Genomic DNA, 15926 nt, shown 5'->3' with positions numbered 1-15926 from the left:
GCAATGACAGGGGCGGGTGCGACGCGCTACCGGCGCCCGGCCAGCGGGTCGCTCGGGTCGACGCTGTCGCGGAACGGCTTGCGCCGGTCGAGGTTGGTCAGCTGATAGACGTTGCCCAGCCAGTTGTTGATCACCGCCAGCGCGGTGTCGTGCCAGGTGTTGTCCAGGCGGTCCAGCAGCAGCGCCTCGGGCAGGGCCGGGATCTCGGTGCAGTGTTCCAGGGCGGCCTCCACGTGCTCGCGGTGCTCGTCGAGGATGGCGGCGGCCTGCGGCATCAGGTAGTTCTCCGGCAGCGGCGGGTAGGCGTCGCGTTCGCCCTGGATATAGCGCACCACCTCGCGTTTGTACTCCTTGAGCAGGCTGATCGAGTCGTATTCCGGGTGGCCCTGGAAGAAGACCATGCGGAAGCCGTCGGGCGAGGCCCCCAGGTGGATCCCGGACTGGTCACTCTCCACCAGCACGCGCAGTCCGTGGCGCTCGAACTGGTCGCGCGAGACGTCGTTGTAGCGCGAGTGCGGCACGTCGAAACGGGTGTTCACGCCGGTGACCAGCGGATGCCCGCGGTCGACCACGCGATGCGGGAATACGCCCCACAGCTTCTCGCCCATATGCCGGCGGTGCTCGCCGTAGCGCGCCTGCAGCACGGCGTGGGTGGCCAGGCAGGAGCACAGGGTGGAGGTCACGTTCTCCCAGGCCCAGTCGACCACCTCGGCCAGCGGTTCCCAGAAGGGTTCCAGGGCCAGGTCCGGCTGGGTCACGTTGGCGCCGGTGATGATCAGCGCGTCGAGGCCCTCCTTCTTCAGGTCCTCGAAGGATTCGTAGTACTGCTTGACGTGGTCGCGCCCCTTCGGCCCGCGCTTGAGCTGCGGCAGGGTGAACGGGTGGATATAGAACTGCGCGATCTGGTTGCTCTCGCCGATCAGGCGAAAGAACTGGCGCTCGGTGGCCGCGAGGGCCGCGTCCGGCATCATGTTCAGCAGCCCGATGTGCAGGGCGCGGATTTCCTGCTGCTGGGCGAAGTCGCTGGGCAGGACGGTCTCGCCCTCGCTCTTCAGGCGGGCAAAGGTGGGCAGGTCGGAGTAGGCGACAAGTGGCATTACAGACGCGCCTCCCGTTCCAGGGCCATGCAGACCAGGTCGTCGAAGTCGGCCGCGTTGCGCACCCGCGCCAGTTCCGTGGTGCTGATGGTGTAGCCGTGACTCTCGGCGATCGCTTCGTAGCGCGGCAGGCGCGCGCGGAACAGCCGCGAGAAGACCCAGCGCACGAAGGCGTCCGGGTCGATCTGGGCGACGTAGTCCAGCCCCTCGTCGCGCATGTATTCGGCCAGCTGCTGGTCGAGGAAGGCCTCGCGGTAGTACAGCGGCTTGGGATCGCTCTCGGCGCGCTCGATCAGCTGGCGCTCGTCCTCGTCGGTCGCCTTGATGTAGAGGATCAGCGTGTGCTCCGCGAGGGTCTCCAGCACGCCGGGGCTGTCCAGCTCGCAGACCGAGCCGCCGGCATCGTTGACGAAGTGCGGATAGCCGAACAGCGTCTGGGACTTGCTGATGAAGTCGGGCACGTCGAGCATGGCCTGCACCTCGGCCTCGTGGTGCAGGGTCTGGCGGCGCTTGAACTCGGTCAGCGGCAGCCCGCCCAGCTCCGGGTTGCCGAGCTTGCCGAGGAAGCTCGCCACCGGGTGCAGGTTGTCCACCGTGATGTTGTTGATGATCTGGATCGAGTCCGAGCGCAGCAGGTCACGCAGGAACGGCACGGCCATCGCCTGGGCCTTGATGTTGTCCAGGATCGGTTCGCTCAGGTAGCGCGTGCCGATGCGGTAGTCGCCGGAGTAGTGGAACCAGTCCTCGCGCCGCAGCATGTTGGACAGGCGCGTCTTGCCGACACCGGACATCCCCAGCAGGGTGATGCGGCGGTGGTCCTGATTGCGGTACTCGTCGGGGGTCAGGCGCATGGCTCGGGTTCGGTTAGCGTCGCAGGATGAACAGGATACCGGCGATCACCGCCAGGCCGCTGATGACGTAGTGGTCGTACTGGAACTGCAGCCCCAGCAGACCGCGCAGGCCGAACAGGATCAGCCAGGCGCCGAGCAGAATATTTCCCAGAATGCGCATCCGTGCGTGTCTCCCGGTTCGTGATTAGCGGATCAACTGGCTCAGTTCGCGGAACTGCGGATCGGCCGCGTCGCGCAGCCACTCGAACAGTACCGATTCGTGATTGGTGATGATGGCGCCGGCGGCGCGCAGGCGCTCCAGTCCGTTGCGTTTGCGCCCGGTGTCGCGCGAGCAGACTCCGTCCTCGACCACGAACACGGTCACGCCCGCCTCCAGCAGTTCCAGTGCCGTCTGGGTCACGCAGATGTGGGTCTCCGCGCCGGTCAGGATGATCTGGTCGCCGCGGGTCAGGCGGGTGTGCAGGTCGGCTTCGGCGCAGCAGGAGAAGGCCGTCTTGTCGGTGACCGCGCCCTCGCCGTCCAGCGCCTGCTGCAGGGGTGCGGTGACCTCGCCGAGGCCTTTGGGGTACTGGCGCGAGACCTCGATCGGGATGCCGAGCTTGCGCGCCGCCTCGATCAGGCGCGCGGCATTGCGCTCGACCTCGGCACGGGCCGCCTCGGGCATCGCGGCCAGCAGGCGTTCCTGCAGGTCGATCAGGACCAGGCGCGAGCGCGCCCGCTCGCAGCGGGCCCGTGGGTTATGCGTGGCGGAGGCGGACATTACTCCAGCAGGTCGTCGATGGCCTCGAGGTCGGCTACGCTCAGGCGACCGGCCGCGCGCTGCAGGCGCAGCGACTCGCCGAGGAAGCCGTAGCGGGCCTCGGCGTAGTCGCGTTCGGCGCGGAAGACCTCGCGCAGGGCGAGCAGGACGTCCACCTGGGTGCGGGTACCGACCTCGAAGCCGGCCTCGGCCGCCTCGAACGCGGACTGGGTCGAAACCAGCGCCTGCTCCAGCGCGCGCACCCGCGAGTTGTTGGAGATCACCGACAGGTAGGCGCTGCGGGTGTCCTGAGTGGTGCGGCGCTCCACCAGCGACTGGCCTTCCTGCGCGGCCTGGAAGTCCTCGCGGGCCTGGCGGGTCAGGGCGCTGACGCGCCCGCCGGTGTAGAGCGGGATCTCCAGTTGCACGCCGACCTGGGCGTCGGTGCCCTCGAAGAAGGCGCCTCTGGCATCAGCTGGTACATCCAGGCCGTGGTAGCGGTTCTCGCGCACCGAGGCGTTCAGGTTGAGCCGCGGCAGGCCCTCGGCGCGCTGGCGCTGGATCTGTTCGCGGGCGGTCTCGGTGCTCAGGCGCTGGGCGGCCAGTTCCAGGTTGTTGGCGAGCGCGATATCGACCCAGGCCTGCGGATCGGCCGGTTCCGGCGGGGTCAGCTCGGCCTCGTCGCGCAGCATGTCCAGCTCGTCCCAGTAGGTGTTGGTGATCACCGCGAGCTGCTCGCGGGTCAGGTCCAGCTGGTTCGCGGCGGCGATGCGCTCGGCCTCGGCGATGTCGCGCTGGGCCTGGGCTTCGGTGACGTCGGTACGGGCGACCAGGCCGACATCGAAGCGGCGCTGGGTCTGTTCCAGCTGGCGCTCGATCGCCTCGACCTCGGCCTCGCGGAAGGCCAGGGTTTCCTGTGCGATGAGCACGTCGAAGTAGGCCTGGGCCACGCGCAGGATCAGGTCCTGGCGGGCGGCATCCAGTTCGGCCTCGGCGCGGGCGATCTCGAGATCCACCTGCGCCAGCTCGATGTAGTTGCGGCGGTCGTAGAGGCTTTGGGCCAGATTGACGCCGAAGCTGGTCTCGCGCCCATCAATGCTCGGTTCATTGCGGCCGTCGCGGTAGAACGCGCCGGCCTCGGCCTGCCCGGAGATCTGCGGCAGCAGGGCGGAGCGCGCGAGCGGCCGGTTCTCCAGCACGCTGCGGTACTCCGCCTCGGCGGTGCGCAGTTCGGCGTCTTCCGCGGCCGCGCGCTCGTAGACCTCCATCAGGCTGGAGGCGGTGGCGGGGGCCGAGATCACCAGGGCCAGCCCGGCGGCGGCGAGAAGCGACGGCAGACGGTTCATGGACGCGACTCCGGAGGATATTAGGAAACGCCTATCCTATCAGAGCATGTTCCGGCATGGGGCCTCCGGCGCGCGCCCCGTGTCGGGGCGCAGGCGACCGGCTCAGAATTCGAACGCGGGCTTCGGCTCGAAGCCAACCAGCGGCTTCACGCGGGTCTCGAACAGGCCCTCGTGGCGGCAGTCGTCTTCGGTGGTCCGGGTGATCAGCTGGGCCTCCATGATCGGGCCATCGCCAGTGACCACGAATAGCCGGCCGCCGAGCGTCAGGTAGGGCTCGAGGAAGTCGTCGTATTCGGTCATGCCGCCAGTGAGGATGATCGCGTCGTAACGCGGGCGCGGCGGGGTCCAGTCACGGGTCACCGTGGCGGTGCGCAGGTGGGCGTTATCGAGACCCAGATCCGTCAGGCGGTTACGCGCCGCGAGACGCAGATCGTCGATCCGCTCGATGCTGTCGACCCGGGCCGCGAGGTGGGCCAGGCAGGCGGTCACGTAACCGGAACCGGTGCCGATCTCCAGTACCGTCTCGGTGGGCTGCGGCGACACGGCCTGCAGCAGCCGGCCGACCACCACCGGCGGCAGGGTGTTTTCGCCGTGCCCCAGCGGGATCTCGGAATCCGCATATGCCAGGGCCTGGTAGGGCTCGGGCATGAAGCGTTCACGCGGCAGGGTTTCCATCACGTCCAGCACGCGCGTATCGAGCACGTCCCAGGGGCGAACCTGCTGCTCGACCATGTTGATCCGGGCCTTGGCGAAATCCATCGCGGTTTCCTCTGTACGCTAAACAGCCGCGAAAGAGTACGTTCACGCGCCGAAACAGGCAAGTAGGAGGCCAGCCCTCTGGCCGATGGGGTGTTGACCAGACCCCATCGGCCAGAGGGCTGGCCTCCTGCGGGGGGGTGCCGCTATTGCCCGTAGGAGCGCAGCCCCCTGCGCGATGGGGTTCTGGTGATGCCCTATCGGCCAGAGGGCTGGCCTCCTACGCGTCGGGGTGCTCGCCCAAGACCTCGGCAATCGCCCGGATGCGCTCGCGCTGCAATGCCTCGCCCAGGGCCTTGCCCTTGTAGCCCTCGGCCATCAGGGCTTGCGGTTGCACGGCCTGCGCGGCGGCCACCGTGCGGCGTACGGCATCGGTCTGCGGGTAGGGCTTGTCTTCCCAGCCGGTGCGCCCGCGGAAATCCGCCTCCACCGCGAGCAGGAAGGGCTCGACGTTCTCCGGGCGGCGCAGGGCGTCCAGTCCGTCCACCAGCTTCATCACGGTCTTCGGGCGCAGTTCGAACACGCGATGGACCAGACCGTGGTAGCGCGCCACGCGCACCGCAAGGTCGCGGTAGCGGTTGGGGATGCGCAGGCGCTCGGCCAGGGCGCGGATCAGGTCCACGCCGCGCTCCTCGTGCCCGTGGTGACTGGGCAGGATGTCGGGGTCGGTGGTGCCCTTCCCGAGGTCGTGCACCAGCGCGGCGAAGCGCACCTCCGGGGCGTCGGACAGGCGGGTCGCCTGGTCCAGGACCATCAGCGTATGCACGCCGGTGTCGATCTCCGGATGGTAGCGCTCGGGCTGGGGTACGCCGAACAGCCGCTCGATCTCCGGGAACAGGATGGCGAGTGCGCCGGCCTCGCGCAGTACCTCGAGGAAGCGCCGCGGGGCCGGGCTCTTCAGGGCCTTCTCGCATTCTGCCCAGACGCGCTCGGGGACCAGCGCGTCGACCTCGCCGGAGGTGACGAGCTCGCGCATCAGGGTCAGCGTGTCGGGGGCCACCTGGAAGCCCCAGGGCGCGAGCTGGGCGGCGAACCGGGCCACCCGCAGCAGACGTACCGGATCTTCGGCAAAGGCCGGGGAAACGTGGCGCAGCCATCGGGCTTCCAGATCGTCCCGTCCGCCATAGGGGTCGATCAGGCGGCCGTCGGTGTCCTCGGCCATCGCGTTGATGGTGAGATCGCGGCGTTCGAGGTCGTCCTCCAGGGTCACCTCGGGCGAGGCATTGAACTGGAAGCCGTGGTAGCCGCGCGCGGTCTTGCGCTCGGTGCGCGCCAGCGCGTATTCCTCGTGGGTCTCGGGGTGCAGGAAGACCGGGAAGTCGCGTCCGACCGCGCGAAAGCCCGCGGCCTCCATCGCCTCCGGCGTGGCACCGACGACGACGTAGTCGCGTTCCGTGAACGGGCGTCCCAGCAGGCGGTCGCGAACCGCACCGCCGACGAGATAGGTCTGCATGGCGGCCCCGAGTTCGCGATCCGGGTCAGCCGCGGCCCGATCCACGGTTGAGGGTGCGCAGTTGCTGCATGCGGGCCTCACGCCCGGCGCCGCCGCCACCCAGATAGCTGGGGGCAATGGATTCGAGCCGGGTCGGGCAGGGCAGTTGCTGCTCGCCGTCGCAGACCGAGTCGATGGTCAGCGAGGCGAAGTTGTCGCGCGACAACGGTTTGCCGGGCACGAATTCGAGCACGCTGGCCTGCAGCTTGCCGGCCCAGTCGGGCAGGCCGATCACCGGGCGCCGGTGACCGGAGACGCGTCCGACGTAGCGCACCAGCTCGGCCAGGGTATAGGTCTTAGGGCCGCACAGTTCAAAGCCCTGCCCGAAGGTATCCGGGTCGTCGAGGGCCTCGACGAAGTGCTCGGCCACATCGCCGACATACACCGGGGCGAAACGCGCCCGGGCGCGGGCCAGGGGCATCATCGGCGAGAACTTCAGCAAAGTCGCGAAGCGGTTCAGGAAGGAGTCCTCGGGGCCGAAGATCACCGACGGGCGAAAAACCGTGACCGCCAGGGATTCGCTGGCGAACACCGCCTGTTCCGCCGCGCCCTTGCTGCGCAGGTAGTGGCTGGGTGCGTCGTCCATGTCCGCCTTGAGCGCGCTCATCTGCAGGAAGCGGCGCACGCCCTGGGCCTCGGCGGCCGCCAGGGCCTTCTCGGTCAGCTCGGTATGGGCGGCGCGGAAACCGGCGCCGCTGTGCCCGCGCTCGTTGAGGATGCCGACCAGGTTGATCACCGCGTCCTGCCCCGCGAACACGCGCTCCAGGGTGGCGGGGTCATGGGCGCTGCCTTCGACCAGATCCACCTCGGGGTTGACCAGGAGATCGCGGTGGCGATGCGGACGGCGGGACAGCACGCGGACCTTCAGGCCGCGATCAATCAGTCGGCGAATGATGTGGTGGCCGACGAAGCCCGTGCCGCCCAGCAGGCAGACATTGCGAATCGAATCGATCGACATGGTGGCAAGGTCCTTCCGAAAGCGAATGCGGGACGTCTTATACTCGGGTGACCTGCATTGTTCAAACAAGCCCGTATTTCGGGCCCTGACGCCGAGGCACCGATATGCCCGAACTGACTGCGATCAATCCTGCCACCGGCGAGACCCTCGCGCGCTACCCGCGCATGAACGAGGAAGCGCTGGAGGCCGCATTGTCTCGTGCCGCGAGCGCGGCGCCGGACTGGGCGGCGCGCCCCGTGACGGAGCGCGCCGCGCGCCTGCGCGATCTGGCCGGCGTGCTGCGCGAGGAACGCGAGACCCTGGCGACCACTGCCACACAGGAGATGGGCAAGCGCCTGGCCGAGGCGCGGGCCGAGGTCGACAAGTGTGCCGCCGCCTGCGAGTACTACGCTGAACACGGCCCGGATTACCTGCAGGACACCATGATCGCCTCGGACGCGAGCCGCTCGTTCATTGCCTGGCAGCCGCTGGGGACCGTGCTGCTGGTGATGCCCTGGAATTTTCCCTACTGGCAGGCCTTTCGCCAGGCGATCCCGGCCACGCTGGCCGGCAACACCGTACTGCTCAAACATGCCTCTAACGTTCCTGGCTGCGCCGAATACCTGGAGCGGGTGTTCCTGGCGGCCGGGTTCCCCGAGGGCGTGTTCCGCAATCTGCCGGTGGGCTCCGACGCGGTGGAAGGCATCATCACCGACACCCGCGTGCAGGGCGTCAGCCTGACCGGATCCGAGGGGGCCGGCCGCGCGGTTGGGGCGGCCGCAGGCAAGGCGCTGAAATCCTCGGTGCTGGAACTGGGCGGGTCGGATGCCTTTGTGGTGCTGGCCGACGCGGACCTTGACCATACAGTCGAGCAGGCGGTGCGGGGGCGCTTCCAGAACAACGGCGAGACCTGCATCGCCGCCAAGCGCTTCATCGTAGAGGAGGCCATCGCGGATGCCTTCGTGGAGCGCTTCCGGGCCGCCATCGAGGCCCTGGCCATCGGCGACCCGATGGACGAGGGCACGAACATCGGCCCGCTGGCGCGCGACGACCTGCGCAGTGAGCTGCACGATCAGGTCACCCGCAGCGTGGCCGCCGGGGCCCGCCTGGTCGCCGGCGGCGCGCCGCGTGTCGGCGCCGGCTACTTCTACCCGCCGACCCTGCTGGATGGCGTGGAACCCGGCATGCCGGCCTTCGACGAGGAGACCTTCGGCCCGGTTGCAGCGGTCACCCGGGCGCGCGACGCGGACCATGCCATCGAGCTCGCCAACCGCTCGCGCTTTGGTCTGGGCGGGAGCGTCTGGACCGCCGACCCGGCCCGCGGCGAGGCGCTGGCCCGGCGGCTGGAATGCGGTTGCGCCTTCGTCAACGGCATCGTCAAGAGCGACCCGCGCCTGCCCTTCGGCGGCGTGAAGGACTCCGGCTACGGCCGCGAACTCTCCGAACTCGGTGTCCGCGAATTCGTCAACGCCAAGACCATCTGGATCGGCTGAGTCGACTGGGCGCACGGCGCAGATGTCTGCCCTCTCGAAGGCGCCGGGGCCCGGCTTTGGGGGGTGGGCGGGGCCTCAAAGGTCGGGTGCGTCCCCGTCCTCCACGATCACACGGTTGCGGCCGGTGTTTTTGGCCTTGTAAAGGGCCTGGTCCGCTCGTGCCATCACGCTGGTCGGTGTATCCCCGGCACGAAAGGTCGTGACCCCAAGGCTGATCGTGACGGCGCCCGCGGTCGGGGAGGGTTCGTCTTCAATGGCCCGGCGCAGGCGCTCGGCGATGCGGGTGCCCTCACGTCGGCCGGTTTCCGGGAGCAGGACCACGAACTCTTCGCCGCCCCAGCGTGCCAGGATGTCGGTATCCCGCAGTTCCCTGGCCACCCGGGCGGTTGTCTCCAGCAGGACCTGGTCCCCGGTCTCGTGACCATGGGTGTCGTTGATCGCCTTGAAGCGGTCCAGGTCGAACATCACGAGCGCGCTGGAGCCTCCGTGACGATGGTAATAGGCCAGGGCTCGCTTCAGTTCCGCGTCCAGGTGCTGGCGGTTGGCCACGCCGGTCAGATGGTCGGTCGATGCCTTCCGCCGGAGTCCGATCTCCAGCCGTTTGCGCTCGGAGATGTCGATCCCGACCCCGAGGAGATAGAGCTCGCCATCGAGCTCGACCCGGAAGCCGTTGAAAAGATAGGGGGTCTCTGTGCGTCTGGTAATCAGTCTGCTTTCGACCTGCGCGTAGCCCTGGGTGAGCACTTCCTGGATGGCGCGCGCCGTGGGTTGGCGGTCTTCTTCCGCCAGAAGTTCCAGGGCATTGAGCCCGTTCAGCTCCGTGGCCGTGCGGCCAGTCACCGCCATCATGCGGTCGTTCCAGCGCACCAGGTGCCCGCGTGAATCCAGCTGATAGAACACCCCGGGGAGGCTTTTCAGGATGGAGTCGGAGAGCCTTTTCTCCTGGCGCAGTCGATCTTCCAGGGCGCGCCGCTCGGTAATGTCCCGGATGATGGTCGAGGTCTGGCGGATTTCGCCGGTCTCGCTGTGCTGCACGATGATGGCCTGGGATACCGGCACCTCCCGGCCCTGGGCATCGAAGAGCGCGGTTTCGCCCTCCCAGAAACCGGAGCGACGGGCTGTGGGCAAAGCCTCCTCGAGGACCTTGCGGGCGGCCCATTCGGGATGTACTCGCCACACGGTCTCCTCGACACTCAGGGTCTCGGGCGGGAGCCCGGAACGGTCCCAGCCGTGTTCGGGCCTCATGAGCGCCCGTCCCGTGGCATCGGGCAGCCCGAAGAACTGGCGCGCGGCGGCATTCATGTAGAGCATCGCGCCCTCCCCGTCATGCATGCTCACCAGGTCCCGGGTGTGGTCCAGCACCGCCGCCATTCGCCGCAGGTTGGTTTCCAGTTCTCGTTGCTCGGTGATGTCCTGAAGGGCCACGATCATGCGTGCCGGTGCGCCATCGTCACCACACTGGATGTGGCCGCGATGGCGCAGCATGCGCACGTTGCCGTCCTGGTCCACGACGCGGTGGACAATATCCAGCTGTCCGCCGTTGAGGGCATGTTCGATGGCCGCCCGGACCCTTTCCCGGTCGTCCGGGTGTACGGCCAGAACGAAGGATTCCAGGGTGCAACCCGGGGCCTCGCGGTCGATGCCCAGGATGCGGCAGGCCTCGTCGGACCAGTTCACCTCGCCAGCGCAGAGGTCGGCCGTCCAGCCGCCGAGGTGCGCGATTCGGTGGGCCTCGGCCAGTTCCTGCTCCCGCTGTCGCAGGGCCGCTTCGGTTTCGCGGCGGGGGCTGATATCGCGCACTGTAGCCAGGATCTCCGTGCCGCTGTCCAGGTCCAGGCGGCTCAGGAGGACCTCGGCCGGGAACTCGAGGCCGTCCCACCGGCGGTGACGCCATTCGAAGAACGCCTCACCCTGCTGCATGACCTGATCGAGACGGGCGATGGAGGCCAGCCCGCTGGGGCGACCATCGGGCTGATGGGAGGGAGACAAATCGGTGATGAGGAGCGAGGTGAGTGTGGCCTTGTCGGGTACCCCGAACATGCTCACTGCGGCAGGGTTGGCGTCCCGCAAGCGGTCGCCGTCGAGAAACAGGATTGCATCCCGCGACTGCGCGAATGCCGCCCGATAACGACACATCCCGCGGGAGGAGTCCGGCTCGACTTGTTTGCGCGTGCACTCCATGACCGCAGTCCGCTCCGGGCTGATTCTTCGTCAGCCGCTTGTGTCTCGTGATGGTCCGGTTTTTACCGTTCTCCCTGATCTCAATTGTAGCGGGCCGACGCAGAGAATAGAAGCAAACGCTAATATTGGAATCCCGAAGCCGCGCCGTGACCGTCTGCCCCTTGGGGGCCCGGCGCGCACCTCCCGTAATTGCCAGCAGACCCCACAACCAACGCCGTAGCAGTTGGTTGGAGGGCTTGTTGCAGGAGATAAGTGAAGCGGGCGGCTGACGCGGATGACCCCGTCGTCGGAGGCCAGGACCTCGCGCTGGCAGCCGTGACGCTGGGCGGGGGCAAGCATGCCGCCGTTGTGGCCGTCGGCGAGTACTCGGAGGGGTATAGCCGCCCACCGCTTGTCGTCAGGCGCTGCAGGCGCGGCGCATCCGATACAGTCCCAGTTCCAGTTGCTTGCGGCTGCCGTGGTGGTCGCGCTTGGCGATGATCCGGGCGACCAGGGGCTCGTCGCGGTCCAGCAGGTCGGCGGCGAGCTGGTTCTGTTCGCGTGGCAGATAGCCGAGCTGGTGGTCGATCCAGTCGATGGCAACGGCCTTGTCATCGTGCGGGTTCAGCCGCTCGCGGCGCAGGGTCAGGGCCTGGCCGCGCTTCAACGCATTCCACAGCTTCGGGGCGTCGTGGTGGCGGTAGCCGGCCAGCGGGATGGTCTGCAGCAGTTCCTCGGTGGTGGCGGTGGCGTTGTAGCGGCCGCGCTGGGCGTAGTAGCCGCGCAGTACGGGGGTGCGGCGAGCCTGGCGGTTGGGGGTGTTCGATTGCATGGTCGCGCTCCATCTGGGGGGTTGCGACCTTTGTAGCACCGGGGGTGGCTCACAGAATGAGCCACCCCGGCTAATCGTGTCTTGCGGGCCCCGGGGCGGCCTCCCAGTGCACGGGGTCGCCCCGCCGGATGGTGCCCGGCTCCAGTGGCCGCAGGCAGATGCCGCTGTCCTGGCGCAGGGCGCCGGCGAGGTTGTAGCCGACCACCTGGTTGAGCCAGCCGCAGGGCGGGCGCGGCCGGGTGATGGCAAAACGCACGGTACCGATGCGCAGGATGCCCGCGCGCGGGCTGCGCCGGAGGCCGCTGACCACGAGGTTGCGGCGGTGGTCGCCGGGCGTCGGGGTTGCGGGCTGGCGCAGGCGTCGCGCCCGCCGTGTGGCGCGCTCCAGCTCGGCGCTGCAGATGAGGGTGACCGGGCAGGATTCCACCGTGTGCCAGTGGCCCTGCCCGGTGGCGTAGCGGTCGCCGGCCAGGCCCGCTTCGGTGACCTCCACGGCGGCGCACGCGTGCATGGGTGTGCCGGCGCGATCAGCGATCCAGATCGCTTCCAGCCGGCCGGAGGCGGTGGCGGCTTTGCGGCGGGCCAGCCAGCGGCCCAGCATCAGGACGAAGCCGGGTATTGCGCAGCGGCCTCGCGCAGGGTGGTGGCGACACGGGTGCGCAGGGCTTCGGGGGCCAGGACCTCGACCCCGGGGCCGTGACGCAGGATCTCCTGGATCAGCTCTGTGGGATCCCCGAAGGGCACCCGCAGGTGGTAGTGCGCGCCCTCGAAGTGGCCGGTCTGGTCTGGGTGCCAGGTCTCGTCGGCGACCCAGCGGGCGTGTTCCGGGGTGAAGCGCAGCACCGCCCATTCCTGCGCGGGGCCGGTGAAGATGCCGAAGGCCGCGCCGGTGTGGCCATCCAGAGTCGCTTCGTCGATGTCGTGGTAGGGGCCGTCGGTCGCCCGGGTGGACCGGATGCGTTCCAGCGCGAAGGTGCGCAGGGCCCGGGCCTGCTCGCACCAGGCGATCAGGTACCAGTTGTCGCGGTAGTACAGCAGGCGCTGCGGGTGCACGACGCGTTGGGTGGCGGAGTCGCGGGCACGGCCGTGGTACTCGATCGCGATCGGTTGTTCGTCCAGGGTCGCGGCGGCCACGGCCTGAAAGCCGTCGCTGCGGTTGCCACGCTGCGCCAGCGGCTGGATGCGGATGCGGCGGCGCACGGCGTCCGGCTGGTGCCCGCCGCTGGCGAGCAGTTCGCGGATCCGCTCCTTCAGCGGCCCCAGGGTGGGCGCCAGCAGGCCCGGCTGTACGTCCTCCAGGAGCTGCTCCATGGTCAGGAGCGCGAGCAATTCGGATTCGTTGAACCACAGCCCCGGCAGCTCGAAGGCCGGCACATCCTGTGCGTAGCGGTAGCCGTTGGCCTCCGCGTCGTACTCGATCGGTGCCTGCATGAAGTCGCGCATGTACTCGAGGTCGCGTTTGATGGTCGCCCGCGAGACCTCGAGCGCTTCCATCAGGCGCGCCAGCGACGGCGGCTGGCGCGCCTGGAGCAGGCGGTGCAGATGGAAGATACGCTCGGCGCGGTTCACGAAGTCAATGCAGGGATGGACATTTCCGGAACGCTACGTGGAGAACCTGCCCCTTGGCAATGTCACGGGTTTTTTTCGTCGGCTGCGCCGCTCCGGGGCCCTGGGCACAGGTCATTTGCCGAGAGCGGCTGCGAGCGGCAGCGGGCTCGCAAGACGCCCCTTTCGGATGGGGATTGCGGGTGGGATGGTCGTCGCCGTCCGCGGGTCGTGTCATGGATGCGGGCATGTCCGGCCGTGGCTCCGGTGGTCTGCGCTGGACGGTGATACCTTCGAGGCAGGCCTCCAGGATGAGCTCGCGGATCGTTTCGTGGGCTTGGTCGCGGGCCTGCGGTCCGCAGCAATCGGTGGGGGCGATGATCCCCGCATCCAGCAGATCGCGGAGTTCCTGGCCGCGCCATTCGGCCACGATTCGGCGCGACGGCTCGTCGATGATCCGGAGCGAGGGGTCGGGGTTTTCCAGCCATGCGTCGAGCGTGAACATTGTGCCTCCTATTAAATGCGAACCATTCGCGTTTATGGTCGTCGAGGGAGAGGCGCGAGTCAAGCATTGAATGCGAGCCATCATAAAGATTGACGGATTCTGTGGGCCGGTCCGCTTTCTCCGGCCCTGCCCGGGGCAGAGGACCGAGGGCCGTCAGTGTCTCCTCGGGGGAGCCTGACGGACTGACTCTGCCAGACGCGCAGCAGATCCGTCCCGGGTCCGACTGGCTTGAGGGTCAGGGGTGGTCGAGTCGTACGAGCAGGCGCTGTTGATCTCCCGCAACCGGCGGCGAGCGATGGACGGCTCCAAGCCCCCCGCACGTGGGTGAGCGTTCCCCTTTCATGAGGATCACGGATCCGCACTCAAGCGCCAAGGGCGGATGGCCTGCAAGAACGCCCTCGTTGTCGCCGCAACGGAGCCGGTCGCGGTTCAGGAAACGGTCGTCTGCATATTCGGTTCCGGGGCCGGTGTAGCTGCAGACCATCCGCAGCACGTTGTTGTCCACGTGAAACAGCGGGCATGGCTGGTGGGCCAGCACTTCGAGCTGGAGGCGGACACTGATCGCATGCGCGACGACCGCAAAGTTGTGCGCCAGGCGCTCCAGATCGTATGCCAGACGATGAATCCTGAACGGTGCGTGGTCGATCGCGCCGTGCAACCGTTCGCGCACCTGGTCCGGTCGGCAGTGGATGTCCAGAACCATCCCGGGGCCGCGGGACAGCAGCGCCCGGGCCTGGTCCCGGAGTTGCGGATCCAGGCTTCGGCGCCAGATCAGCGCGTTCACATCGTGGCGGTGAATGCCCTTGAGCTCGGCGGCGCGGTCGACGAAGCGGTGCCTTGACGGCGCGCGCTCGACCGGCTGCGACGTTCGCGCAGTGTTCATGCGGTTACGTCCGGGCGGGACTCTCTGGTTTCCGGGGCATCCACCTCGGGCTCGGCGGTCTCGGACCCCAGGCGCCAGACCGGGAAGGGATCCGCGTAGCTCAGCCAGCGTTCCGGGCCTTCCAGCATCTCGTCGTCGGTGAGCAGGCAGGCGTCGAGACGTCTGCGCATCGCATCCGCGTCCATGTGGATCCCGATCAGTACGATCTCCTGGCGTCGGTCCCCGAAACGGTCATCCCAGACCGGCGCGATCGCCGTCTCCCACCAGTCTTCGTGGGTGGGGCGCTGCTCCGGGGATACGGCAGCCCACCAGAACCCGGCAGCGTGGTGGGTCAGCGCCCCGCCGGCCTGAGACAATGTGCCGGCCCAGTCGGGGCGCGAGGCCAGCCAGAACCAGCCCTTGCTGCGGATGATGCCGGGCCATTCCTCGTGCAGCAGGGCAAAAAAGCGCTCCGGATGAAATGGCCGATTGACGCGGTATACGATGCTGGAGATGCCGTATTCCTCGGTCTCCGGGGTGTGGCCACCCATCATCTCCTGGGCCCAGCCGGCGGCCTGGGACGCGCGGTCGAAGTCGAAGCGTCCGGTGCCCAGCAGGGACTCCGGCGCGACCTGGCCGTGTGTGGTTTCGATGATTCTGGCGTCCCGGTTAAGGGCGCGCACGACGCTGCGGACGGTATCCAGTTGTTCCGGCGACGGGCGATCCACCTTGTTCAGGACAATGACGTCCGCGAACTCGATCTGATCCACCAGCAGGTCAACGACGGTACGGTCGTCTTCCTCCCCCAGGGATTCGCCGCGGTCGCCCAGAAAATCGCTGGACGCGTAGTCCTGCAGCAGGGCACCTGCATCCACCACCGTGACCATCGTGTCGAGGCGGGCGACATCGTCCAGGGACTGGCCGTCTTCGTCGCGGAAGGCGAAGGTGGCCGCGACCGGCATGGGCTCGGAAATGCCGGTGGATTCGATGACCAGGTAGTCGTACTGCCCGGATTCGGCGAGGCGGCGCACCTCCACCAGCAGGTCGTCGCGCAACGTGCAGCAGATACAGCCGTTGGTCATCTCGACCATACGGGCGTCGGTGCGGGTAACCGCGTCCTGACCGCCACGGATCATGGCGCTATCGATATTCACCTCGCTCATGTCGTTGACGATCACGGCGACGCGCAGGCCTGCCTGATTGTGCAGGATATTGTTTAGCAGTGTGGTCTTGCCGGCGCCGAGAAAGCCGGAGAGGACGGTGACGGGCAGACGTTTCATGGTACCTCCAGGGAGTCGGGATGCCCGGGCG

16 protein-coding genes are annotated in these 15926 nt (G+C 68.2%); 1 reads left to right on the top strand and 15 read right to left on the bottom strand.

Annotated elements, in window-relative coordinates; all coding sequences use genetic code 11:
- Positions 1-26: 26 nt before the first annotated feature.
- From H609_RS0102405 to H609_RS0102370, 8 genes are all read right to left on the bottom strand, one after another.
- The gene (locus tag H609_RS0102405) at positions 27-1097 is read right to left on the bottom strand and encodes a homoserine O-succinyltransferase (protein ID WP_018876863.1); all 1071 of its coding nucleotides are present in this window, start codon (positions 1095-1097) and stop codon (positions 27-29) included.
- Complete coding sequence (locus H609_RS0102400) at positions 1097-1948, bottom strand: hypothetical protein (RefSeq protein ID WP_018866677.1); 852 nt, start codon at positions 1946-1948, stop codon at positions 1097-1099. The genes H609_RS0102405 and H609_RS0102400 overlap by 1 nt, the downstream gene beginning before the upstream one ends.
- 13 nt (positions 1949-1961) lie before the next feature.
- Positions 1962-2108, bottom strand: coding sequence for a hypothetical protein (locus H609_RS14215; RefSeq protein WP_012983821.1), 147 nt, complete (start codon positions 2106-2108; stop codon positions 1962-1964).
- 24 nt (positions 2109-2132) lie between these two features.
- Positions 2133-2708, bottom strand: coding sequence for an isochorismatase family protein (locus H609_RS0102390; RefSeq protein WP_028484222.1), 576 nt, complete (start codon positions 2706-2708; stop codon positions 2133-2135).
- Positions 2708-4033, bottom strand: a complete 1326-nt coding sequence (locus H609_RS0102385; RefSeq protein ID WP_018876865.1) for a TolC family outer membrane protein — start codon at positions 4031-4033, stop codon at positions 2708-2710. The genes H609_RS0102390 and H609_RS0102385 overlap by 1 nt, the downstream gene beginning before the upstream one ends.
- A gap of 102 nt (positions 4034-4135) precedes the next feature.
- Positions 4136-4792, bottom strand: coding sequence for a protein-L-isoaspartate O-methyltransferase (locus H609_RS0102380; protein ID WP_018866680.1), 657 nt, complete (start codon positions 4790-4792; stop codon positions 4136-4138).
- 217 nt (positions 4793-5009) lie between these two features.
- The gene (locus H609_RS0102375) at positions 5010-6242 is read right to left on the bottom strand and encodes a multifunctional CCA addition/repair protein (protein WP_028484221.1); all 1233 of its coding nucleotides are present in this window, start codon (positions 6240-6242) and stop codon (positions 5010-5012) included.
- A gap of 25 nt (positions 6243-6267) precedes the next feature.
- Positions 6268-7239, bottom strand: a complete 972-nt coding sequence (locus tag H609_RS0102370; protein WP_028484220.1) for a complex I NDUFA9 subunit family protein — start codon at positions 7237-7239, stop codon at positions 6268-6270.
- Between the two features lie 104 nt (positions 7240-7343).
- On the opposite strand from H609_RS0102370, the gene H609_RS0102365 reads away from it, so the two are divergent.
- Positions 7344-8711 carry an NAD-dependent succinate-semialdehyde dehydrogenase gene (locus H609_RS0102365; RefSeq protein WP_028484219.1) on the top strand — a complete coding sequence of 456 codons (1368 nt, stop codon included), beginning with the start codon at positions 7344-7346 and terminating at the stop codon, positions 8709-8711.
- 75 nt (positions 8712-8786) lie between these two features.
- Here the strand turns inward: H609_RS0102365 and H609_RS0102360 are convergent, their stop codons facing one another.
- The 7 genes from H609_RS0102360 to zigA form a co-directional block, all read right to left on the bottom strand.
- Positions 8787-10847 carry a diguanylate cyclase gene (locus H609_RS0102360; RefSeq protein ID WP_231369955.1) on the bottom strand — a complete coding sequence of 687 codons (2061 nt, stop codon included), beginning with the start codon at positions 10845-10847 and terminating at the stop codon, positions 8787-8789.
- Between the two features lie 442 nt (positions 10848-11289).
- Positions 11290-11703, bottom strand: a complete 414-nt coding sequence (locus H609_RS0102355; protein ID WP_018878507.1) for an HIRAN domain-containing protein — start codon at positions 11701-11703, stop codon at positions 11290-11292.
- A 70-nt stretch (positions 11704-11773) separates the two neighbouring features.
- Positions 11774-12304: an MOSC domain-containing protein gene (locus H609_RS0102350; protein WP_028484218.1), complete on the bottom strand. Its 531-nt coding sequence runs from the start codon at positions 12302-12304 to the stop codon at positions 11774-11776.
- A complete protein-coding gene (locus H609_RS0102345; protein WP_028484217.1) occupies positions 12304-13272 on the bottom strand; it encodes a YafY family protein in 969 nt (322 codons plus the stop codon). The genes H609_RS0102350 and H609_RS0102345 overlap by 1 nt, the downstream gene beginning before the upstream one ends.
- Positions 13273-13276: 4 nt before the next feature.
- Entirely contained in the window at positions 13277-13753 is a 477-nt protein-coding gene (locus H609_RS13660) for a hypothetical protein (protein WP_028484216.1), read from the bottom strand.
- A 235-nt stretch (positions 13754-13988) separates the two neighbouring features.
- Positions 13989-14636 (bottom strand): DUF1826 domain-containing protein, encoded by a 648-nt coding sequence (locus H609_RS13655; RefSeq protein ID WP_081659409.1) that lies wholly within the window; start codon positions 14634-14636, stop codon positions 13989-13991.
- Positions 14633-15895 (bottom strand): zinc metallochaperone GTPase ZigA, encoded by a 1263-nt coding sequence (gene zigA / locus H609_RS0102330; RefSeq protein WP_028484214.1) that lies wholly within the window; start codon positions 15893-15895, stop codon positions 14633-14635. Before zigA ends, H609_RS13655 begins: the two co-directional genes overlap by 4 nt.
- Positions 15896-15926: the final 31 nt, after the last annotated feature.

The organism is Thioalkalivibrio sp. ALE17 (genome assembly GCF_000425605.1).
Taxonomy (GTDB): Bacteria; Pseudomonadota; Gammaproteobacteria; order Ectothiorhodospirales; family Ectothiorhodospiraceae; genus Thioalkalivibrio.
The sequence above is the reverse complement of the archived record's forward strand: the minus strand, read 5'-3'. Positions and strand labels throughout refer to the sequence as shown.